A 22,057-nucleotide genomic window follows, 5' to 3' on the forward strand; every position below is an offset into this window, starting at 1 on the left:
TCACGGAGCCACGGAAAACCAGTCGGCAAAGCCCGACCGGTCGTGTCGCCCGAGAGCTCCGTGCTCGAACAAGCCGAAACCCTCGGAGCCGTCAGCCCCGGGGCCGTGACATACCGCCCGCCCGACGTGATCGATCACCCCGAACATGATTCGTCCCGCGACGCTTTCGTCGGTGACGTCGTAGGTGCGGCGTTCGGTGAACTGTTCCCCTTTCCACATCCCGTGGGTCCAGTCGGGGTCACCGCCGTATCCACCGCCGAGGTGGATCGGTACCGCCAGCCGTGATTCGATCTCGAGCCGTAACTGCTGTCCATCTGGGGTGGTGCACATGATGGTTGCGCCGGTGGGAGTTCGGGTTCCCGACTCGTACCGGATATCGACCTGCGGCCAGCCCAGTTGCTCGACTCGGCCGTCCTTCCACACCCGCGTGCAGTCGTTGAGAATCCGGTAACCGTCCGGGTTCTCCTGGATGATGAGAACAATGGCGAAGTCGTCGAAACGCATCGGCACGTACAGCCACCACATTCCATCGAAGGGCGGGTCGGCCGGTTTACCGGCGGGTTCGGCTTCTCCGACCGGACGTATGCCCCACGAGCGGTCACGGGTCCCGACCCATTTCTCCGGGTCCACCGCAATGTCCTCTCCGTCGATGGTCAGAGTTCCGCTCCACGTGCCGACCTGAGCAAAACGCTGAGCCTGCAACGTGATCCGACTGCCGGTGCGCATGATGTGAGGCTGCTCCTGCAGGACATCAAATGACCCTTCCCAGGTCATGTCCATCGCGATTCCCTCGGTCTCCTCCAAGATCAGACGCAATCTCCGAAGTGGCTCCACGACCTCGATCCGATAGTTGCCGACGCGCTGGTTGAGCCGGTCGGAGTCGATGGCATCACCGAGGTGGACCGCGGTCTGTACGTCACCGCGCCGCACGAGGACAAAGGCATCCTTGGTGCCGAGGTTGGGGTAATACCCGGCCCCGGTGATCACGAAGATGTCGCCGGTCCTGTCGTGCGCGTTCAGATAGCACCGGTCGTAGAAGTTGCGATCACTCGCGTCCACCAACCCGATCGGCAGCGGCGCCTGATGGATGGGGTACTCGTCCAGCGGCCCGATCACAGTGCATCCTCCGTGTTGTCGCCGATGAGGTCGGCGAGCAGTTGCCGATGATGGAACAGACCGTCGACTTCTTCCGGCATCTCGATCTCCCCGAAGTGGACCTGCCGAGCTCCCGTTCTCATGAACACACACCCCCAGATGACTGCGGAATACGTGTAGAACCAGGTCAAGTCACCCACCTCGACCCCGGTGAGCTCTGTGTACGTGCTCAACACATCTTCTTCGCGCAACGTCGTCGGCATTCCCGGCAATCCGAGAGACGTTGTTATGTGCTGAAACACCTTGTGTGCGAATATCATCCATGCCAAGTCGAGCTCACGTGGGCCGAGTGCTGTCATCTCCCAATCCAGTACGGCCACGGGCTCGAAGTCTCGGTACACCGTGTTCCCCAACCGGGCGTCGCCCCACAGCAAGACCGGTTCGGCCGCATCGGCTTGTACCGGCCAGTTCTCTTCGAGCCAGACGAATGCACGATCGAGCAACGACGAGCGCCCGATGCCAGGGACAGCGAACTCGTACCAGGACTTGCACCAATTGACGTTGCGCCGCAACGCGGTATCGCCCGCCAACCCGTCGCCGAGGAACGCGAAGGTCTCCACAGGCTGAGGAATCGAGTGCAGTTTCGCCAGAACCGCGACGGTCGCATCCTGCAGGTGCCGTTGGCGTTCGACCGGGGCGTCATGAAACCAGTTGTCGCCGAACGTATAGGGCATCACATCCGGGGGCACCACGCCTTCCACGTGATCCATCAGGAAGAAGGGCGTTCCGAGTACGTCCCCCGTCGCCTCCATCCAATGCACCTCGGGCACGGGAACGTCCGTCAATTCACCCACCAGACGCATGACCTCGAACTGATGGTCAAGGCGATAGCTGGGGAACACCGGGATGTCCTCGTCCGACGGCGTCACCCGGGCCACCCACCGCTGCTTCTTCTGCTCGGCGCCGTCGGTCCACACCGCGTTCAACACGATGGTCTCCGACGACATCCCATTCGAATCGATCCCGCTCTCCACCGTGATCTGCGGCTTCGCACCACCGGGAACCACGGTGCACAGCCAGGACGCCAGCCGATCTGGAAGAGTGGTGACATCACGACTCGAGCGTTGGAGTTTCATGTCTGCAAGTGGTTGTTCAGCGGCCAAGGTGCCCCTCCGGAAACTCGTACGCCCCACCAGAAGTGTGACGCAGATTACGGTACGGTCGGTTGCGTAATGAAAGCAGACGAGACACTGGAAGACAAGACCGCCGGCGCCGGACGGCCGCGTGACCCCCGCATCGACGAATCGATTCTGGCCGCCACCGCAGAACTGCTCGTCACCATCGGTTACCCCGCCCTGACCCTTGCCGCGGTTGCCGAGAGAGCCGGTACCACCAAGACCGCCCTGTACCGGCGTTGGTCGGGCAAGGCACACCTGGTCCACGAGGCCGCGTTTCCCGCGACGTGGACAACCCTCATCTCGGAATCCGGGGATCTCGCGACGGACATCCGGGCGATGATCGACGGTTCACGGAGGATGTTCACCGACCCGGTGGCACGGGCCGCTCTGCCAGGACTTCTCGCCGAGATCGGGGCCGACCCGCAACTCAACGAACTCGTCATGCGGCGGTTCGAAGACGGTGTGTTCGCCGCCATGCGTACGCGCCTCGCGCAAGCGGTGGCTCGTGGTGAGGTCCGAGCGGGCGCGGATCCCGACCGATTACTCGAAGTCGTCGGCGGGACAACGATCATCCGGTTGATCATGCGACCAGGCGACGACCTCGACGATGAGTGGGTCGATCAGACCACCGATCTGATCCTGCATGGCATTGCGCCCCCGGCGATCACCCCAGGCGGCCAGAAGGTGGCAGACAGTGCCACGTGAGGGCGAACCACTCCACAAGATGGGTTTCCTGACCATCGGGCGATTCGATCCGGCCGATCCAGGAACCGGCCACGAGGAATTGCTGCGAACCATCGAACTCGCAGAAGAACTCGGCTTCGACAGCGTGTGGCTTCGGCATCGGCACCTGCAGTTCGGCATCTCCTCCCCTGTCGCGGTACTGGCTGCAGCAAGCCAGCGCACGAGCCGGATCGAACTCGGTACGGCGGTGATCCCACTCGGACTCGAGAATCCCTTGCGACTCGCCGAAGACCTGGCGACGGTGGATCTGTTGTCCGGGGGTCGGTTGAATCCTGGGGTCTCGGTGGGAACCCCGATGCGGTACGAGGACTTCAAACACAAGCTCTATCCCGAAACCCACGCGCAGGAGAACTTCAGCAAAGACCGGGTGATCCGGCTGATGGACAACATCCGCGGGAATCCGGTGAGTGACTTCGAGGGCACAGTCGGCATCGAGCAGTACTCGAGAATCGTCCAGCCACATTCCCCGGGGCTGATCGACCGCCTGTGGTACGGCGGAATGATGTCGTCGGCGATCTGGGCCGGACAGCAAGGATTGAATTACCTGACCAGCTCGGTGGTGACCACCGAGGGCACATCCTCCACCGACTTCGCCTCGATACAGGGCGCGCACATCGACGCCTACCGCGCGCATCACCCGAACCCCGAAAAAGCACGGGTGTCACAGGGATTGGTTGTCATTCCGACCGATTCGGCGACCCCGGAGCAGCGACGCAGATACCGCGACTACGCCGATGCCCGGTTCGACCGGACTCTCTCCCCTCAGGGCCCGCGCCGAATGCTCTTCGCCCCTGACATCGTCGGAACCTCGGACGAGATAGCGGAACGGTTGTTCGCCCACGCCGGCTTCCAGAGAGCCGGCGAGGTGGCGTTCGCGTTGCCCTTCTCGTTCGACGCGACCGACTATCTACAGATCATCACCGACATGGCCACGCACCTGGGCCCGAAGATCGGCTGGTCACCCAGAGTCTGAACGGCAGAGTCTGAACGGCCACCTGAGAACGTCGGCAGGCCTTGCATCCAGACGAACCCGACAACGAGAGCCCTCGGCTCCCCACCACAACGTCAAGTGCCCTTCGTGTCGGCGTCACCTCGGGGACCTCGGACAGACAGCTGATGCTGGTCGAGTATTCCTGTGGCGTCACCCGAGCTGTCGATCGACCGAGACAAAATTCTGCGGGCTGGTACCACCCGTCGCAGGTTCTTGACCTGGGCAGGCGTGGCCGGTGCCCTGGCCTTCACCCCCGGTTTGATCAGCTCTCCCACCGCATTCCCCTCGCCCGCTGCTCGCGGCGATCACGTGTTCACCCTCGGCGTCGCTTCTGGCGATCCACTCGCCGACGCGGTGATCCTGTGGACCAGGTTGGCTCCCAATCCCTTGGCCCCGCGCGGCGGGATGTCCGAGTCCGATGTGCCGGTCGACTGGGAGATGGCCTTGGACAACAAGTTCACAAACGTCGTTCGACGCGGCACCGTGAACGCAACCGCACGCGACGCGCACAGTGTGCACGTGGATGTTCGTGGCCTCGAGCCATCCACCGAGTACTACTACCGTTTCCGGTCCGGCGGTCACATCTCCGACGTGGGAAGGACACGGACCGCACCGGCGGCGAGTGCCGATGTGGCCAGCATGACGTTTGCCTGGGCATCGTGCCAGGCCTGGGCAGATGGATTCTTCAACGCCTATGGGGACATGGCGTCGGCTGCACCAGATGTCGTCTTTCACCTCGGGGACTACATCTACGAGAAGCCGATACCGGCGGACGGTGGGCGACGCGGATCGTCTGCCATGCCGAGCTCGTGCCACTCCGAGGCGCACAGCCTCGATGACTATCGCGATCGATACGCCCTGTACAAACTCGACCCTCATCTGCAAGCGGCACACCGCACGTCCCCGTTCATCATCACGCCCGACGACCACGAGATCGAGAACAACTGGGCCGCAGGTATTTCCGAGGACAGCGCACCTCTGCCGGAGTTCTTGACACGGCGGGCGGGCGCACTCAAGGCGTGGTGGGAGAACACACCCGTCCGGGCGACCATTCATCCCACGCGCGGTGACATCCGTATCTATCGCCGATTCACGTTCGGCAACCTCGCCGAGTTCAGCGTGCTCGACACCCGCCAATACCGAAGCGATCAGGTCAACGGAGACACCGACGGCCCGCTGAACAGACTGACCGCAGACCCCGCTCGCACCATCACCGGAGATGTCCAGGAGCGGTGGATACTCGACGGCCTCGGCTCCAGCACAGCGCGATGGAACGTACTGGCCCACCAGACGCCCATGGCAGACCTCGCCCGCTCGCGGCGGGGATCCCGTGCTGTGAGCATGGACGCCTGGAGCGGATACGAGGCATCCCGCAAGCGCGTCCTCGACGGAGTGAGAGCCCGGGGCGTCGAGAATCTCGTGTCGATCGTCGGCGACATCCATCGGTCTGTGGTGTCCGAACTCAAGACCACCTATACAAGGCCCGCGCCCACGGTCGGCGTCGAGATCGCAGGCACGTCAATCGCATCCGGAGCCGACGGCTCTGATAGTGACGAGGGAGATCGCGAGTTGAAGGCGGCATCCCCGCACGTCAAGTTCGGCAACTCTCAACGCGGATATGTTCTGAACACACTCTCGAGATCGAGCTGGGAAGCCACGTTCCGGGTGGCCGAATCGATCGCCGATCCCGGCAACACCCTGCATACGCGGGCCACGATCACCATTCCGTCCGCCAGGTCAGAGGTCTTGGTGACCTGATCACATCGGGGTGATGGATTCAGCCAGCTCGCAGGCCTCATCCACGTCCACAGCACTCTTGTTGCTCAACCAGGTCATCCACCATCGCTCGCCCGCCTTTTCGACGACAGCTGAGAACACTTCGGCATCTGATCGAGACCGGTCATCGAACTCGACGCGGTAGAACTCGAAGGCCCCGGTGGTCTCGGCACCGCTCAGCGTTCCGCCCTCGCGGTCCACACGGGTACCCGAATCAGGGAAAAAGAACTCCCCCATGCCCGAACCGAGTTCCTGTGCGGCAACGCGATTGTCGGCCCGCGCGGACGCAAAGATGGACCCGTCGAGCACTCCGATGAGAATCATCGACGCATCGTCGCCCTTCTTCGTGAGCGCGACATCCCCATAGATGAGTTCGTCGGAATCTTCTCGAACCGTCCAGCCCGGCGGCGCGGTGATGCTGAACCCGGCGTCCGCGAACTCGATGAAACCGACCGGTCTGGGATCAGCGACCGGCACCGCTCGACCATCAACACCCCTGGCACATCCGCCGACCATCATCATGCATATCCACGCCGCGACAACAGTTGCGGTCACCATCCCCCGAGTGGTCACGCCCGCGACTCTAGTACATCCTCGGCCGGGCCGATCCGCCCCGGAAGTCCGTTCAGGCCCGGGCAGGCCATTCGGGCCGACTCGACCCACGAGGCACCAGAACAGTTTTGTACCGGCCCGGGGTGTGCGACATCGAGACCTGTTCGGTCACTCCTTGATAGAAACCGAGTGGGGTGTCCGCGGTGAAAGTCTCCGGATCTCGGTACATGTGTTCGTCACAGGATCCGGGCGCCGTTGTCGCGTATGCCTTGTCGAACACCCCCATGGACAGGATCCACAGTGCGGCCCGCGTCAGGGAAACATGCACCTTGTAGCTGCCACCGTGGACAGCTCGGCGATGCAACGCCTCGACGATGCCCGCGGTCATCAGCCAGGACACGATGTAGTCGTTGACCACCAAGATCGGCGGCAGCCGCGGCGGGCCGTCGCCACCCTCCAGCGTCATCATGCCCACAAGGGACCCGGCCGTCTGGTCGAACCCCACGCGGTCGGCCCATGGCCCTGATTCGCCGTTGAGAGAGGCTGTGGCATAGATGATTCCGGGTCTTCGCCGCGCAGCCTCGCGTGGACTGACGCCGATGCTGTCCAGGTAACCGGGCCGTCGATTGGCGTAGAAGACGTCTGCGCTGCTCAGCAGTTCGCCGATCCTGGCGGCCCCCTCAGGCCGATATGGATCGATCGTCGCCGACCGACAGCCCACGTTCGCCGTGATGTAGGTGACGTCGTGTTCGAGTTCGTCCGGTCGCCACAGATTCAGGATGTCCGCACCGTGCAGAGCCAACGTCCGCCCCACGCCTGCGCCGGCGATGACATGGCCCATACCGAGAGCCCTGACTCCGGATAGAGGCTGATCGTCAGACCCGCCCCTCCCGTTGGCGGAAGACAGCGGTTCCGGAGGGCTGTCGCCGATCTTGGTGATCTCGACCAGGGGCATATCCGCCAGGACGTCGCGGTAGTGCGGCTCGTCGAGCAGCTCCTCGGTGGTCCGCAGCATGGGCATCACCACACCGGCGTCAGCGCCTGCTTGTTCGAGCTCGGCGCCTGTCCAACCGGCGACGGCGCGGGCAACGGCGTCAGGATCGTCGGGCACGCCAAGCAGTTTCTGCGCACCGGCCTTGATTTTCGGATATGGGTTGAGCGGCATCATCCACCGATCGTCGGCCGTGCGGTAGAACCGAAATCCCAACGCCTGCGAGGGATTCGACGGCGCGGTTGCCGGATAGCCGTTGAGCAGTTCCCATCGTCTGTCGTAGAACGGGCACAGCCGGTGAGGGGTCACGCGAAGGTCGACAGCGATGTCTTGGCCTGGAAATCCGCGTGATCGACCGAGTTTGGCGATGGCGATCGACTTGGCGGCCAGCGCGATGGCCGATGCACCACCGAGCCGGAGCGTGCTGGGGACCACCGGGTCGGCGCCCGTGAAGGACGTGGATCCACCCGAGTCGCCCGCGGTCATCCCGAGACCGGCGAGCACGTCGGACAACTCCGCATCGACATCGAACTCATCGTTGGAAGCAGGGTGGGTGACAGCCTGTGTGAGTCTGCCGGTGAGCGTCATGACTGCTTTCGGACTTGATCGAGGACGGCGTCGGGTATCACCACGTGTTTGGCGCGCAGGTATTCACCCACAGCCTTGCCGACCTGATCGATCCGAACGTTGGATGAGCCGCCCGTCCCCAGCAGGCCGCGCACCACAAAGTGCACCGCCCGCAGTTCCGGGAACTCATGGCGGACGATGTCGAGATCCTTTGTCTCGGGCATCAACCGGTGCAGTTCCTCGGTTGAGAGGAACCGCCGTAGCCACGGCCAGACCTTCGGGTAAGGGGTCCAGATCCCGACGTTGCTGTTCCCGCCCTTGTCCCCACTGCGTGCGTGCGCGACCACCCCGAGCTCAACGGTGGTCGCGGCCCCCGAATACTCCGGATCGGCCGGCTCGGGATGCTCGGGCTGGCCCGGCGTCCGGGTGACGGCGGACGGGGCGATTTCCACGGTTACGTCGTCGAGCACTGCGCGGTGGCCGATCGCGGCCAACGGCAGCAGAGCAGGCCAATAGTCCACGCGTGGTTTGGGTGTGGAGTGCAGACCGGCGGCGCCGTCATGAAAGTACCCTGGGATGCCCTGCAGGTAGAGGGCGCCGAGGCGACGTGACATGTCAGCCGATGCCAGCACCTCGGCGTCGGCTGACATCGCCATCACCCGCACCGCGATGGTTGCGTCCCATTGCGTGTTGGGGTCGGATGCCGCCGTCCCGATCCGAGTGCAATGGACTTGCACCCCGTCAGGCATATCCCGGTCAATCTGGCTGCGTAGCAGCGACACCTTCTCGTCCACATCCGGCGCCGTCACGAATACCGTGTTGACCACGCTGTATCCGACAAGCCCGAAAACCGCGACCTTGGTGGTGGCGGGTGGCGGCGAACCCGTGACACCGGTGACCCGGATCCGGTCTGTGCCTTCGGGCTGCAGCCGGACGTTGCTAAGGTCAACGGTCACATCGGGGTTGAGGTACTGCGGCCCCTGTATCTCGTAGACGATCTGGGCGGTGACCGTGTCGGCTGTCACCACACCGTCGTCGGTGCTGTGCTTGGTGATGACCGAACTGCCATCGGCCTCGATCTCCGCGATCGGGAACCCCGGCGTCAACGTCGGCCGCAGGGCCGTGAAACCAGAGAAATTGCCACCTGTCGCGTGAGGCCCGCATTCGATGATGTGTCCTGCCATCACTGCGCCGGCCAGGCGGTCCCAGTCGTCGGGTGCCCAGCGGTGCCACCACGCCGCCGGGCCGACGGTCAACGATGCATCGGTGACTCGTCCGCACACCACGATGTCCGCCCCTGCATCCAGCGCTGCCGCGATACCCCAGCCGCCCAGATAGGCGTTGGCGGCAATGGGCTTGACACCCCACTCGGACAGGCCCCGTCCGGTGTCCATGTTCTCGAAACGATGACCGGCCCGTTGCAGGTCGTCGAGTTCGGCGAATACGTTGTCCCCCTCGACATGTGCCACCCTCAGCGACAACCCCAAGGTGTTGATCTCTGCCCGCAACGTCGCGGCGAGGGCAGCCGGGTTGAATCCACCGGCGTTGGTGACCACCCGCAGGCCCCGGTCGGCCAACGCGGGCAGGTGGGGCCGAACCTGGTCCACGAAGTACTCGACGTAGCCTTTGCTCGCATCACGCGCATACCGCGCGGCCAGCGCAGCGAGCGTGATCTCAGCCAGATAGTCGCCCATCAAGACGTCCACCGGGTCGCCGCGCATCACTTCGTCGAGCGCGGTGTACCGATCTCCGAGGTAGCCCGAGAAGTTTGCTATCCGGATCGGAGGAACAGACATTCATGAACTCCTAGCGCCGTGCCCGATGTCGTCTTCTGGGAGACTATGACGCGCATGGCCGGAGGACCATGACCAAGTTCAGTGGGCCAAGATGACCGCAACGGTCCGATCCGCGACTAGCCTGATCCGGGTGGACATGTTGCACCTGCGCTACTTTGTCGCCGTTGCCGAGGAAGGCACCTTCGCGCGCGCCGCGCAGCGACTGCACATGGCGGCATCACCGCTGAGCCAACGGATCAAGTATCTCGAAAACAGCCTTGGTACAGCGCTTTTCGTGCGGGCCCACCACCACGTCGATCTCACTGCCGCGGGCCACGCCCTGTTGCCACAGGCGCGCGATCTGGTCGAACGATTCGACGCCATCCCACGGCTCATCGAACTCGCCACCGCCGATCTCTCCCCCACTCTCGATGTCGGTGTGGCCTCCGACGTCACCAGCGAACTGAGGACCCGCGTACACGATGAGTTCGCCCGAAGCCACCCCGAACTCGTCGTCACCTTCCATCCCGGCGCCACCGAACCACTGCTGCAGTCGTTGCAGGCCGGACGCCTCGACGCCGCGCTCCTACACGGCCCGATCGTGGCGCGAGGTATCGAGACGGTGCGCCTGCACACCGCAGTGGTGAAGGTTGCCGTCGGGCGCGGCAACGGATTCGACGGCCGATCGAGCGTGCGGCTCGATGAATTGGCGCACCTCGCGTTTGTATCGATCGAGCACGACGCGGCTCCGGCCATCTACCGAGGGATCGATGAGCTACTCCGCCGTCACGGAGTTCACAAGCGAATCATCCTGCCCGACCACAACTTCGGAGGTCTGGCGCATGTGGTGGCCGGCGGCAGGGCGTTCTCGCTCGTCGGATCTCCCACGGGCGCCATGGCAAAAGCGTTTGTCGGCGAGCCGATCGACGTGCTCGACGTGGAGGGTACCCGGCTCAGACTCCCCACCCTCGCCGCCTGGCGCTACGACACCGACGGCGCGATACCGACGGGCGCGCTGGCCGACGTCTTCCGGACACTCGCACGCAGGACAGGTCGAAACACCGAGCCCCCTGTCTGATTCGTCGATCAGCTCTTGGACATCTGCGGACTGTCGATGTCGTCGGCATCCATGGGCCCGACGAACTGACTGTTGTACAGCCGGTAGTACGCCCCCTGCGCCGCGAGGAGTTCGTCGTGCGAGCCCTGTTCGACGATCTGTCCCTGTTCCATCACCAGGATGGTGTCGGCATCGCGGACCGTGGAAAGTCGGTGCGCGATCACGAAACTGGTGCGGTCGGAGCGCAACGCGGCCATCGCCTTCTGGATCAGCAATTCGGTCCTGGTGTCCACCGAACTGGTCGCCTCGTCGAGGATGAGCAGGGTCGGCCGCGCCAGGAACGCACGCGCAATGGTGATCAGCTGCTTTTCGCCTGCGCTGACACCGCCACCCTCCTCATCGATGACCGTGTCGTATCCGTCCGGCAAGATCCGCACGAAATGGTCGACGTGGCTGACCCGCGCCGCCTCCATGATCGCCTCGTCGTCGGCCTCGGGATCGCCATACGCGATGTTGTCGCGAATCGTTCCGCCGAACAGCCAGGAATCCTGCAGCACCATCCCGGTTCGTTCGCGAAGGTCATCCCGGGTCATCAACGATGTGTCCACGCCGTCGAGACTGATCGTTCCCGAATTGACGTCATAGAACCGCATGATCAGATTCACCAGAGTGGTCTTGCCCGCTCCGGTCGGCCCCACGATCGCGACCATGTGCCCGGGTTCGGCCACCAGCGACAGTTGCTCGATCAGCGGCCGATCCGGGGCGTAGCGGAAGGAGACGTCGTCGAACGTGATGCGGCCCTTGCTCGTTCCGGGGCTGATCGGGTCGGAGGGATCGGGTACCTGCTCGTCCGCGTCGAGGATGTCGAAGATGCGTTCGGCAGACGCGACACCACTCTGCATGAGATTGAACATCGACCCGATCTGGGTCAGTGGCTGGGTGAACTGTCGCGAGTACTGGATGAAGGCCTGGACATCACCAAGGCTCAGCGAACCCGAGGCCACCCGCAGGCCGCCGACCACTGCGACTGCCACGTAGTTCAGATTTCCCAGGAACATGATCGCCGGCATGATGATCCCGGAGATGAACTGGGCCCGCCAGCTCGACTCGTAGAGCTTCTCGTTCCGGTCGTCGAATCTTGCCTCGACGTCGTCCTGCATGCCGAAGGCCTTGATCACCTCGTGTCCGGTGAACGCTTCCTCGACCTGACCGTTGAGGCGTCCGGTGCTCGACCACTGCGCCAAGAAGTGCGGTTTGGAGCGTTTTGCCACAAGTGTTGTCACCATCACCGCGGCGGGGATCGTGACGATGGCGATCAGCGACAGCAGCGGTGAGATCCACAGCATCATCACGAGGATGGCGAGCACCATCAACACCGAGTTGAGCAACTGGGCGATTGTCTGCTGGAGACTTTGCGAGACGTTGTCGAGGTCGTTGGTCACCCGGCTCAGTAGGTCACCCCGCTGATTACCGTCGAAGTAGCTCAGCGGCAGGCGATGGATCTTGTTCTCGACATCCGAGCGCATCCCCTGCACGGTGCGCTGGGTGACGACGTTGAGCAGACGCCCCATCAGCCAGCTGAGCAACGAGGAACCCGCGTAGAGCCCCAGAACCAGTATCAGCACCCGGCCGACGGCGTCGAAATCGATTCCGACACCCGGCGTCAGGTCCATCGCCGCGACCATGTCGGCGAATGTCCCGTCGCCGTCTTGTCGTAGCGCCTCCACGGCCTCGGCCTTCGTTTCGCCTGCGGGCAGGCGGTCAGCGATCACCCCGGAGAAGATCAGATCTGTTGCATGGCCGAGCAACAACGGGCCCACGGCATTGAGGACCACCGACGCCACAGCGCAGAAGAGCACGGCCCACAACGCGATGCGATGGGCGGACAGCACTGCGATCAGCCGCTTCACCGAGGGACCGAAATCGCGTGCCTTCTCAGCGGGCATCGCACCCATCGACGGCCCGCCTCCGCCACCGGGGCGGGTCATCTCCGTCCCTCCACGGAGAGCTGGGATTCCGCGATCTCGATGTACGTGGGACAGTCGGCGAGCAGTTGCTCGTGTGTACCGATGCCGGCGACGGTTCCGCGATCGAGTACCACGATCTGGTCCGCGTCGGCGATGGTGGTGATGCGCTGGGCCACGATGATGACACAGGCGTCGCCGGTGGCAGGTTTGAGCGCTGCCCTCAGGCGTGCGTCCGTGGTCAGGTCCAACGCCGAGAACGAGTCGTCGAACAGATAGATGCTCGGCTTCCGGATGAGGGCGCGCGCGATCGCCAGCCGCTGACGCTGCCCTCCGGAGACCGTCGTCCCGCCCTGCGCAACCTTGGTCTCGAGCTGATCCGGCATGTCTCGCACGAAGTCTGCGGCCTGTGCAACGGTCAACGCCTCCCACATCTCGGCTTCGGTCGCGTCCTTCTTGCCGTACCGCAGGTTGGACGCGATGGTTCCCGAGAACAGATAGGGCTTCTGTGGAACGAGGCCGATCGATTCGCGCAAGACAGCGGGGTCGAGCTCACGTATGTCGGTCCCCCCGATGAGCACGGCACCATCGGTGACGTCGATCAGACGAGGCAGCAGCGCCACCAATGTGGTCTTACCCGAGCCGGTCGACCCGACCACAGCGGTGGTGGTGCCCGGCGCGGTTCGGAAGCTGATGTCGCGCAACACCGATTCGTCTGCCCCTGGGTATCTGAAGCACGCGGAGCGCACCTCGACGATGCCCGCCGAGGTGCGGAGCGGCTTCGGGTCGGTGGGCGGGACCACCGATGTCTCGGTGTCGAGAACCTCGTATATGCGCTCGGCACACACCGATGCCCGCGGCGCCATCATCGCGAGGAAGGAGGCCATCATGACCGCCATCAGGATCTGCATCACGTAGGCGATCATCGCGGTGAGTGCGCCAATCTGGACGTCGCCGTCTTCGATGAGGTGACCGCCGAACCAGATGATGAAGACAATGGTGACGTTGCTGATCAGCATCACCGACGGGAACATCAGTGCCATCAGACGCCCGACCCGCAGTGCGGCATCGGTCAGGTCGTCGTTCGCGGCGGCGAATCGCCTGCGTTCGTGGGGTTCCCGCACGAAGGCGCGAACCACCCGGATCCCGGTGATCTGCTCGCGCAGGACGCGGTTGACCGTGTCGATGCGCTCCTGCATGGCACGGAAACCAGGCATCATCCGATAGATGATCACCGCCATGGTCACCCCGAGTATGGGGACCGCCACCACGAGAACCCACGCGAGTTGGCCCCCGACCCCGATGCCGAGGACGATGCCGCCGATGCACATGATGGGGGCGGTGACCAAGATGGTGCAGGCCATCACGCCGAGCATCTGGACCTGCTGAACATCGTTGGTCGTCCGCGTGATCAACGACGGCGCCCCGAATGCGCCGACCTCGCGCGCGGAGAAGCCGTCCACACGGTGCAGCAGGTCGTGCCGGATGTCGCGGCCGGCACCGAGTGACGCGCGTGCACCGAAGTACATCGACACGATCGATCCCAGGATTTGAATCAGCGAGACGACCACCATCACCGCCCCCACCCGCAGGATGTAGCCGGTATCGCCTTGCGCCACACCGTTGTCGATGATGTCGGCATTGAGGGTCGGCAGGTAGAGCATTGCCGCGGTGGCCACGAATTGGAGGATCACCACCGCACTCAGTTCGCGACGGTAGGCGCCCATGTAGGTACGCAGAAGGCGGGTCAGCATGGGGCAGTCACAGGCTCGACGGTATCAACTCCAGCTCAGCCCGGTCACACCATTAAGCAGCGGTGTAGGTCCGAGTCCGATTTGCGAACTCTGCTCAACTCGTCAGATATCGAGGCCCGAGTACATCGTGCGCGCGGGGTCGTATTTGGTACGGACAGAGCGCAGCCGCGGCAGATTGGCACCGAAGTAACGCGACGGTGCGACCCCGGATTCGATGTAGTTGACATAGGCACCCGCCGACGCCGCGCCGATCGTGCTGTGTGCACTTTTCACCCACGACGTCGGCGACAGATATGAAGCACCGGGGGCGACGTCGGTGAACCACTGCAGGCTCGCCGCGTGCGTACGCCACGGGAAGGCTGTGGCACCGGCAGCGATCCCGCTGATCGCACCGTCGAGCGGGTCGATGATCACCAGCCCGGGGCCGCCGGCCCTGGAACGGTTCCGCACCGCGGTGACGATCGCTGCAGCGATAGGGTCGGTGACCTGGGCGAGGATGTCGGACCCGGCGACAAATCCATGTCGCGGCGCGGTCGCGCCACCCGACAGCCGCAGGAACGTCGCCATCGGATCAAGCGTCGAGTAGTCGCTTCCACTCGGCACCACCCCGACGGCCGCCGAGATGTCGGCCGCGATGCGGCGGCCCGCGCCGGTTGCGCAGACAAGCAACACCGAACAGGTGACGCCACCCCGTCGATCGGAACCGATGTTGACGTTCGCCCACGCCGACGGTTCGGCGACCGAAAGCCAGCGCCGCCAACCCGATATCACCGTGGCCGCCGACGCGGGTGGAAAGTTCATGGTCACAACATCTTTGCCAACCGATGGTGTGGTGCGGAAGGTCAGCGACGTGACGATCCCGATGTTCCCGCCACCTCCGCCGCGCAGCGCCCAGTAGAGGTCGTCCCGCTCTCCTGGCGCAACGGTGACGGCTTCCCCGTTCGGCAACACCATCGTCGCCGCCACGAGGGAATCACAGGTGAGCCCGTGTAGCCGCGAGTCGACCCCGAGCCCTCCGCCGAGCGTGAGGCCGGCGACACCGACCGTTGCGCATGTTCCGACGGGAACCGACCGGCCTTGCTGGGCAAGACTGCCGGCCACGGCATACAGGGTGCTCGCCGGCGTGACGGTGGCCAGGCCACTTCCACCGTCATAGCCGATTCCTCCGTCGAGCCTGCGCAGATCCACCACCAACAACCCACTCGCTGCTGACGCACCGGTGTAGGAGTGCCCGCCGCTGCGCGTGGCCACTCGCAGCCTGTGCTTCACGGCAAAAGCCATACACCGCTGAACGTCGGCGACAGTTTTCGGCGCCACGACGGCCACCGGGGTCGATCCGTCGTAACGAGTGTTGAAGATCTGTTTGGCCTGCATGAATGCGGCGCGTTGCGCGGGCAGGATCACCTGGCCACTGATCGAAGCCGCGAGCGCCGCCCAGTCCGACGACCGTGGGGCGGCCCAGGCTGTCCCGGTGCCACCCGCGACGGCAACTGCCAGACCGCCCACCAGAGTTCCCTGCAGCAGCCGCCGACGTGTGAGGTGCCAGGGGGCTGGTGATGGTTCGTCGAACGTCATGACAGGTGGTGCCTCTCGATCGCCCGACGACTGCGCCACAGACTATCCGCGATCGTGGGTTCACGTCGCAGAACCATCAACCGGGACGTCTGAGGAGTAGGGCCACAACGATCGTCAAGCATTTGGCGTCTCATTGGGCCCAGGGCGGTGTGATGACCGCGCCGTCGGCGGTGGTCGCCTGCAGACCGGGCGTGGTGGTCACCCATGCTGTCGATTCGGTGGCGCCACCATCGATCCGCACCTCGGCCCCGGCCGGAACCACGATGACCGTGCCGGCGCCGGCCGGCTCCTGCGCGCCGTCCAAACCGACCGTCAGTTCTCCGTCGAGCACGAGAAGGACCTCTTCCCGACTGGGTCTGTGCGCCACTCCGATCTGGCCGGCGGGAACCGTCAGCCTCCAGGCGCAGAGCTCTTTGCTCCCTCGCCGCGAACTGACATACGAGTGGAAGGTGCTCCCGTGTGCCGGGAACACCTCGGCGTCGTCGGGTTGAATGACCGGCATGCTCTCCTCCTGAGTATTGATAGACAAGCCACTTGACCATATAGACAAGCGTCTTGTCTGTCTATCCTCGGCGCAGTGGGTCATACTTCGACTGTGACCGATTCCGACTGGGCAACTGCGACGGCCGTGCTGCGAGTGTCCGCACAACTCGTGGATGACATCTCGGCCGGACTGGCCGAGCGGGGCTACCCCGACGTGCGACCCGTTCATGGGTTCGTGTTCGCGGAGTTGTCCGACAATGCCTCCACAGCAGCCGATCTCGCCACGGCGTTGCAGATCACAAAGCAGGCCGCGGCCCAACTGATCGTCTATCTGGTCGAGCGTGGTTATCTCGACAAACACCCGGACCCGAACGACCGTCGCGCTCAACTGGTGACACTGACACAACGCGGTCACGAGTGCATGGTCGCAGCCCGCGAATCCGCGGAGCGATGCGTTCAGGTATGGCGAGATGAGCTGCCGGACAGGGACTTCAAGGCACTGACCCGAGCCTTGGACGTCATTGCGGTACCGGGCAGACTCAAACCGAGCTGGTGATCAGCTGGTCGTGCGTGTCCGGGCCTCCGGCACGGCGAGGAAGTCTTCGAGGATGGCGACGACCTGATCGGGGCTTTCTGCGTGAGGGTAGTGACCGACGCCGCTGAGAACCTCGAGCCGACTGCCCGGAATCGCTTCGTGGGCCGCGTAGCCGTGCGACACCGGGATGATCTTGTCTGCATCGCCCCAGATGAGGAGCGTGGGCAGGGCGGAGTTCAGGTACAACCGGTTCAGGGCGCTAACCGCCTGACCGCGGTAGTCCACCACCGACCGCAAAGTCCTCAGGAACGCCTGCCGCGTCTCGCGATCGCCGAGCGAAGAGTATGCGCGCCACGTTTCGTCCGCCCGCGGCGAGTGCACGCCGGCTGACGCGAACCACGAGCGAATCTTGTTGCCTGCCCGAAGAACTGGTTGCGGCGCAATCACCGGGAGCACGAACTCGGCCCCAGGAGCCGAGAGCACCCGCAGGGTCCAGTTCACGTCAGGTCCCAGTCCACCGCTGCCGATCAAGACCAGGCGCTCGCAATACTCCGGATGTTGATAGGTGAACTGCATGGCCACCCCACCACCGAGCGACTGCCCGACCACCGTCACCCGATCGATCCCCAATTCCCGCAGCAGGTCACGGAGGAACGCGGCGAACGCACCCAGCGAGTAGTCGCCGCGCGGTTTCGACGATTGCCCATGACCGGGCAGATCCGGTGCGATGACCCGGTGTCTCGCGGCAAGGGACGGAAGTACCGCATTCCACGTCTCCGAACTCCCCGCCATCCCGTGGATCAGCAGGAGAACCTCCGAACCGCTCCCCTCGTCCCGATATGCGACATGGTCGCCGTGCAGATCCACGTATTTCAGTGCAGTCATTGAAGGATTTCCTGTCGCGATAGAGCCAGGGACTCGAAGCGATCGGCGTCGATCGACGTGCCGATACCGTTCGGCAGTACGCGCGGCATCGTGCCGCAACCCATCACCACGATGATGCCCCCTGACAGAGGCCCAATCTACGCGCTGGGGGTCCACTCCCGCTTGTGATCACCGATCACGGACGCATACTGCGCCCGTCACCGATCGCGCCTGCCGACCCCCTGCGAGAGTTCCGCGATCCTCCGGGCAGGCCCGTCCGGCGCCAATGGTTCGGTATCCATACCCGAACCCTCCCGGACTCCTTCGATGAACTCCTCCAACGCATCCTTCGCGGTGTAGCGCGGGGACCAGCCGAGCTCTCGTCGTGCGCGAGTGATGTCCATCAGGGGAATTCGTAAGACGGTGTCGAACAGGCCAGGTGAGGCGGGGATGACATGGGCGTGCCACGCTGCCCATACCCCCGCACGCAGCAACGACGCCGGCGCAGGGATCGAACGCGCCCCGAGCATCTTCGCCAGGTATTTGGCGTCCACCTTCTCGTCAGTCGCGAGATTGAATGCCCCGCGGACCGGCCGGACGGTCGCCTCGGCAAATGCCTCGCCCACATCCGCGCTGTGCAACGCCTGGAACGACAGCCCCGGCGTCCTCGGAACCACGGGGATCAAGGCGCTGCGGACCAGCTGCCGCGGAACGAACGGCCCGACGAAGAGGCGCCGTTGGGCCGTGGACGCCTCGCGTTTGAAGATGAACCCAGGCCGCATCCTCACGACCCGCATCTCGGGGTTGTTGTGCTCGAAGCCGTCCAGCCATCGCTCGAGATACGCCTTCTCCCGCGGATAGGCAGCGCCCGGCCAGCCGTTGGTCGGCCAGCTCTCGTCGACGGGGGTGTCTTTCGGGCCAGGCGAGTAGGCGGCGACCGAGGATGAGTACACAACAGCCGGCACATCCTCGGCCGCGGCGGCCTCGAACACTCGGATCGCGCCGCCGACGTTGTTCTCCCATGTCGACACGGGGTCATGGGTGGGTTGAAAGATCCACGCGAGATGGACGACAACGTCTGCCCCACGAAAAAGAGGCCGCAGATCGTCCTGTCCCGTATCGGCAACGAGGAACTCGGTTTTCGGGTACCTGCGATCGGTCGGGCGGCGTGCGATGGCGCGGATGGACGTCACCTCCGACCGGGAACCCAGGGCTTCGATGACGCTCGTGCCCACATTTCCCGTCGCTCCGGTGACCACCACGGTCAGTGGTTGTGTCTCGCTCATCTGCTCCGGGTACCCAGGGGTCCCCGGCTCGACACCATCAGACGGCGGAACCCCGCGCACGGCATCGTGCACGGGGTCCCTCGGCCCAGACCGGGTAGGTGCATCAGACCTTGACGGCGGCCCGGGTGTTGTCGTTCCGATCGGGCGACTCGGAGTCGCCGAACGTTTCGGGTTCGGTCCCGTCGGGTGTCGAGTCGAGATCGATCGTCCGGCGCAGCGGCCGGTTGGGCAGGAACGACACCGCAATCAGCGCAACCACCGCTGCCGCAGCTGCGATCAGGAAGATCCGCCCTGTTGCGTCACCGTAGGCGGCGCGGACGATTGATTCGACCGGGCCCGGCAGCGAGTCGAGGTCGAGGTTGCCGCCGGAGGCGCCGCCTGTGATCCCGAGCCGAGCAAGGCCGCCCGACGAGAGATCCGCCACGCGAGTGGCCAGTACCGACCCGAGGACCGAGACGCCGATTGCGCCGCCGAAGGTCCGGAAGAACGCCACATTGCTCGAGGCGGCCCCGATGTCGTGAACGCTGACCGTGTTCTGGACCACCAGCACGAGGTTCTGCATCAGCATGCCCGTGCCGAGCCCGACGATCAGGGTGAAGATGCTCACCCACCAGAGGTTGGTCGCGTGGTCGATCGTCCCCAGCAGAGCGAAGCCGACGATGAGCAGGGCCGAACCGGTCACCATGAACACCTTCCACTTGCCGAACCGGCTGATCAGTTGACCCGATCCCACCGACGCGATCAGCATTCCGATGACAAGCGGAATCGAGAGCATGCCGGCGATGGTCGGCGAGAAACCGCGCGCGGTCTGGAAGTACTGGCCCAGGAACGTCGTCGAACCGAACATCCCCAGTCCCACTGCGATGGACGCGATGATGGCGAGTCCGGTGGTGCGCTCGGTCACGATCTTGAGCGGGATGATCGGCGCTTTGACACGCGATTCCACCAGCACGGTGGCCACCAGCAGAAGCAGTCCGCCACCGACATACATCGCGGACTCTCGGGAGATCCAGTCGTAGTACCCGGCTTTGCCCGCGAAGGAGACCCAGATCAACAGCACGGAAACGCCTGCGGTCAGCAAGGTGGCTCCCAGCCAGTCGATGGAGATGTTCTCGGCGCGCTCGGTCTTGATCCGGAGGGTCTTCTGCAGCAGGAACAGGGCGATCACTGCCAGTGGCACGCAGACGAAGAAGCACCAGCGCCAGCCGAGTGGGCTGTCGACGATGACGCCGCCCAGGATGGGCCCGCCGGACATCGAGACGGCCATGGTGGCGCCCATGTATCCGGAGTACCGGCCGCGCTCACGGGGAGACACGATGCTGCCGATGATTGCGACGACCAGCGCGGTGAGACCACCCATTCCGATTCCCTGGACAACTCGGGCCGCGAGGAGAATCGGCACGTTGTGCGCCAAGCCGGCGATGATCGAGCCGACCACGAAGATGATGATCGCGCTCTGGACAAGCATTTTCTTGCTGAAGATGTCGGCCAGCTTGCCCCAGATCGGCGTCGACGCCGCGTTGGCGAGCAGGGCGGTGGTGATCACCCAGGCGTAGGCCGTCTGCGACCCCTTCAGATCGCCGATGATCGTCGGCAGGGCGGTGGCGACGATCGTTGTGCTCAGCAAAGCGGTGAACAACGCTGCGAGCAGCCCGATCATCGCCTCGAGGATTTCGCGGTGGGACATCGCGTATGGATCGTGCTTCGCCACCGCCTCGGTTGAACTTGACATCTACTTCCCGTCTTTCCCTGTAATCGTTTTCTGCGCCGGCCGATCGGCCCGGTGCGCGTGTCTGGTCAATGAACCTCTGAGTTTGCGAAAGGCGCTGCCGGCCGCTTGCGCGTCCGCTTCGTCCCAGTCGTCGAGTGCGGTCTGTAACGACTCGGCACGCGCAGCCCTCGTTCGACCGAGGAGCTCGCGACCCGCACTCGTCGTCAGCAACTGCGTGGCCCGCCCGTCACCGGGGTCCGGACGGCGAGCGACGTATCCCTCGGCGACCAACTCGGCCACGTGCCGACTCAACGCGGACTGACTGATGCACAGATCCGACGCCAACTCGTTCTGGCGACACTGCCCTCGTGCCTCCAGGGCCATGAGCACACCGAGACCACCTGGTAATGTCGGCCCTTCGTCCGTGGACGCGACAGCGCCGCGAAAAGCGCGACCCATCAGGTACAGCTCCTCGATCAATTCGCTCGCTGTTCCTGACGACACCGACACGACGACTTCTCCCTCATATAATTGATTGCACTACACAACTTATATAAGTTACATGCGGCAATCAACTATTCCCGGCACGCAGAATCCGCACTCCACGGCTGGGACGCGGCCGGGCGGCGTGGCGGGAACCCCTAGAACGACAAGTGCTATTTCGGCGAGGCCAGCGGGTATCCGCGGCGCACAGTCCTGTCGAGAATGCCGAGCGTACTGCGCAACGCCGTGGCGGAGATCACCGGGAAGATGCCCTTGGCGCGCCAGTCGGGGTGGATGTTCGACCAGTCGTAGAACGACACAACCCGCGTGCCACGCTCGCCATCAGGGTGCAACTCATATCCGTAGATATGCCCGATCTGCGGTCGCAGCCGGCCCTTGATGGTCCAGGAGATCTGCCGACCGGGCTCGAACGTCTCGATGATGACCGAGACGTCGTACTCCCCCATAGGTACATCACCCAAGGCTTCGCGGTCCATGTGGACGACAAACGTGTCCCCTGTCGCCGTCACACGCTCACCGGTTGCACTCATCAGCATCCCGGACGCGTCGATCGCGACATGACCCTGCGGATCGGTGAGCACCGCGAAGATGTCGTCAACATGAGCCGGGATGACCCGTTCGGCCTGCAGTCGTTCATTCATCGACGCACGGTATC

The 22,057-nt window shown here is 64.3% G+C and carries 19 protein-coding genes; 5 read left to right on the plus strand and 14 right to left on the minus strand.

Annotated elements, in window-relative coordinates:
• On the minus strand, positions 1 to 1,116 hold the full coding sequence (locus ACVWY6_RS22060; RefSeq protein ID WP_457540944.1) for a hypothetical protein: 1,116 nt from the start codon (positions 1,114 to 1,116) through the stop codon (positions 1 to 3).
• Complete coding sequence (locus tag ACVWY6_RS22065) at positions 1,113 to 2,231, minus strand: phosphotransferase family protein (RefSeq protein ID WP_457540946.1); 1,119 nt, start codon at positions 2,229 to 2,231, stop codon at positions 1,113 to 1,115. Before ACVWY6_RS22065 ends, ACVWY6_RS22060 begins: the two co-directional genes overlap by 4 nt.
• Before the next feature lie 96 nt (positions 2,232 to 2,327).
• Here ACVWY6_RS22065 and ACVWY6_RS22070 point away from each other — a divergent pair, with 96 nt between their 5' ends.
• The 3 genes from ACVWY6_RS22070 (at position 2,328) to ACVWY6_RS22080 (ending at position 5,766) form a co-directional block, all read left to right on the plus strand.
• Positions 2,328 to 2,978, plus strand: coding sequence for a TetR/AcrR family transcriptional regulator (locus ACVWY6_RS22070; protein ID WP_457540948.1), 651 nt, complete (start codon positions 2,328 to 2,330; stop codon positions 2,976 to 2,978).
• Positions 2,968 to 3,990, plus strand: coding sequence for an LLM class flavin-dependent oxidoreductase (locus tag ACVWY6_RS22075; RefSeq protein ID WP_457540950.1), 1,023 nt, complete (start codon positions 2,968 to 2,970; stop codon positions 3,988 to 3,990). The genes ACVWY6_RS22070 and ACVWY6_RS22075 overlap by 11 nt, the downstream gene beginning before the upstream one ends.
• Before the next feature lie 162 nt (positions 3,991 to 4,152).
• On the plus strand, positions 4,153 to 5,766 hold the full coding sequence (locus tag ACVWY6_RS22080) for an alkaline phosphatase D family protein (protein WP_457540952.1): 1,614 nt from the start codon (positions 4,153 to 4,155) through the stop codon (positions 5,764 to 5,766).
• Here the strand turns inward: ACVWY6_RS22080 and ACVWY6_RS22085 are convergent, their stop codons facing one another.
• From ACVWY6_RS22085 to ACVWY6_RS22095, 3 genes are read right to left on the minus strand one after another with little or no spacing between them, the layout of a single operon-like run.
• Positions 5,767 to 6,357 (minus strand): APA family fibronectin-binding glycoprotein, encoded by a 591-nt coding sequence (locus ACVWY6_RS22085; protein WP_457540954.1) that lies wholly within the window; start codon positions 6,355 to 6,357, stop codon positions 5,767 to 5,769.
• 52 nt (positions 6,358 to 6,409) lie between these two features.
• Positions 6,410 to 7,915 carry a CoA transferase gene (locus ACVWY6_RS22090; protein ID WP_457540956.1) on the minus strand — a complete coding sequence of 502 codons (1,506 nt, stop codon included), beginning with the start codon at positions 7,913 to 7,915 and terminating at the stop codon, positions 6,410 to 6,412.
• A complete protein-coding gene (locus tag ACVWY6_RS22095) occupies positions 7,912 to 9,690 on the minus strand; it encodes an acyclic terpene utilization AtuA family protein (RefSeq protein ID WP_457540958.1) in 1,779 nt (592 codons plus the stop codon). The genes ACVWY6_RS22090 and ACVWY6_RS22095 overlap by 4 nt, the downstream gene beginning before the upstream one ends.
• Before the next feature lie 91 nt (positions 9,691 to 9,781).
• Between ACVWY6_RS22095 and ACVWY6_RS22100 the strand changes: the two genes are divergently transcribed.
• Positions 9,782 to 10,747, plus strand: a complete 966-nt coding sequence (locus ACVWY6_RS22100; RefSeq protein ID WP_062798311.1) for a LysR family transcriptional regulator — start codon at positions 9,782 to 9,784, stop codon at positions 10,745 to 10,747.
• 8 nt (positions 10,748 to 10,755) lie between these two features.
• On the opposite strand, the gene ACVWY6_RS22105 is transcribed toward ACVWY6_RS22100, so the two are convergent.
• The 4 genes from ACVWY6_RS22105 to ACVWY6_RS22120 all read right to left on the minus strand — a co-directional run bounded on the left by ACVWY6_RS22105 (position 10,756) and on the right by ACVWY6_RS22120 (position 16,521).
• Positions 10,756 to 12,714 carry an ABC transporter ATP-binding protein gene (locus ACVWY6_RS22105; RefSeq protein WP_457540960.1) on the minus strand — a complete coding sequence of 653 codons (1,959 nt, stop codon included), beginning with the start codon at positions 12,712 to 12,714 and terminating at the stop codon, positions 10,756 to 10,758.
• Entirely contained in the window at positions 12,711 to 14,444 is a 1,734-nt protein-coding gene (locus ACVWY6_RS22110) for an ABC transporter ATP-binding protein (protein ID WP_457540961.1), read from the minus strand. Before ACVWY6_RS22110 ends, ACVWY6_RS22105 begins: the two co-directional genes overlap by 4 nt.
• Positions 14,445 to 14,546: 102 nt before the next feature.
• The gene (locus tag ACVWY6_RS22115) at positions 14,547 to 16,019 is read right to left on the minus strand and encodes an FAD-binding protein (RefSeq protein ID WP_457540963.1); all 1,473 of its coding nucleotides are present in this window, start codon (positions 16,017 to 16,019) and stop codon (positions 14,547 to 14,549) included.
• 130 nt (positions 16,020 to 16,149) lie between these two features.
• Positions 16,150 to 16,521: a cupin domain-containing protein gene (locus ACVWY6_RS22120; protein ID WP_457540965.1), complete on the minus strand. Its 372-nt coding sequence runs from the start codon at positions 16,519 to 16,521 to the stop codon at positions 16,150 to 16,152.
• Between the two features lie 93 nt (positions 16,522 to 16,614).
• Here ACVWY6_RS22120 and ACVWY6_RS22125 point away from each other — a divergent pair, with 93 nt between their 5' ends.
• A complete protein-coding gene (locus tag ACVWY6_RS22125) occupies positions 16,615 to 17,058 on the plus strand; it encodes a MarR family winged helix-turn-helix transcriptional regulator (protein ID WP_031332289.1) in 444 nt (147 codons plus the stop codon).
• Here the strand turns inward: ACVWY6_RS22125 and ACVWY6_RS22130 are convergent, their stop codons facing one another.
• From ACVWY6_RS22130 to ACVWY6_RS22150, 5 genes are all read right to left on the minus strand, one after another.
• Positions 17,059 to 17,922 (minus strand): alpha/beta fold hydrolase, encoded by an 864-nt coding sequence (locus ACVWY6_RS22130; RefSeq protein WP_062798323.1) that lies wholly within the window; start codon positions 17,920 to 17,922, stop codon positions 17,059 to 17,061.
• A gap of 197 nt (positions 17,923 to 18,119) precedes the next feature.
• The gene (locus tag ACVWY6_RS22135; RefSeq protein ID WP_457540968.1) at positions 18,120 to 19,187 is read right to left on the minus strand and encodes an NAD-dependent epimerase/dehydratase family protein; all 1,068 of its coding nucleotides are present in this window, start codon (positions 19,185 to 19,187) and stop codon (positions 18,120 to 18,122) included.
• A 103-nt stretch (positions 19,188 to 19,290) separates the two neighbouring features.
• Positions 19,291 to 20,874: an MDR family MFS transporter gene (locus ACVWY6_RS22140; protein WP_457541194.1), complete on the minus strand. Its 1,584-nt coding sequence runs from the start codon at positions 20,872 to 20,874 to the stop codon at positions 19,291 to 19,293.
• 45 nt (positions 20,875 to 20,919) lie between these two features.
• Complete coding sequence (locus ACVWY6_RS22145) at positions 20,920 to 21,408, minus strand: MarR family winged helix-turn-helix transcriptional regulator (protein ID WP_457540970.1); 489 nt, start codon at positions 21,406 to 21,408, stop codon at positions 20,920 to 20,922.
• A gap of 146 nt (positions 21,409 to 21,554) precedes the next feature.
• Positions 21,555 to 22,043, minus strand: a complete 489-nt coding sequence (locus ACVWY6_RS22150) for a polyketide cyclase (RefSeq protein WP_457540972.1) — start codon at positions 22,041 to 22,043, stop codon at positions 21,555 to 21,557.
• Between the last annotated feature and the right edge of the window lie 14 nt (positions 22,044 to 22,057).

The sequence above is a fragment of the Williamsia sp. R60 genome (assembly GCF_054063855.1).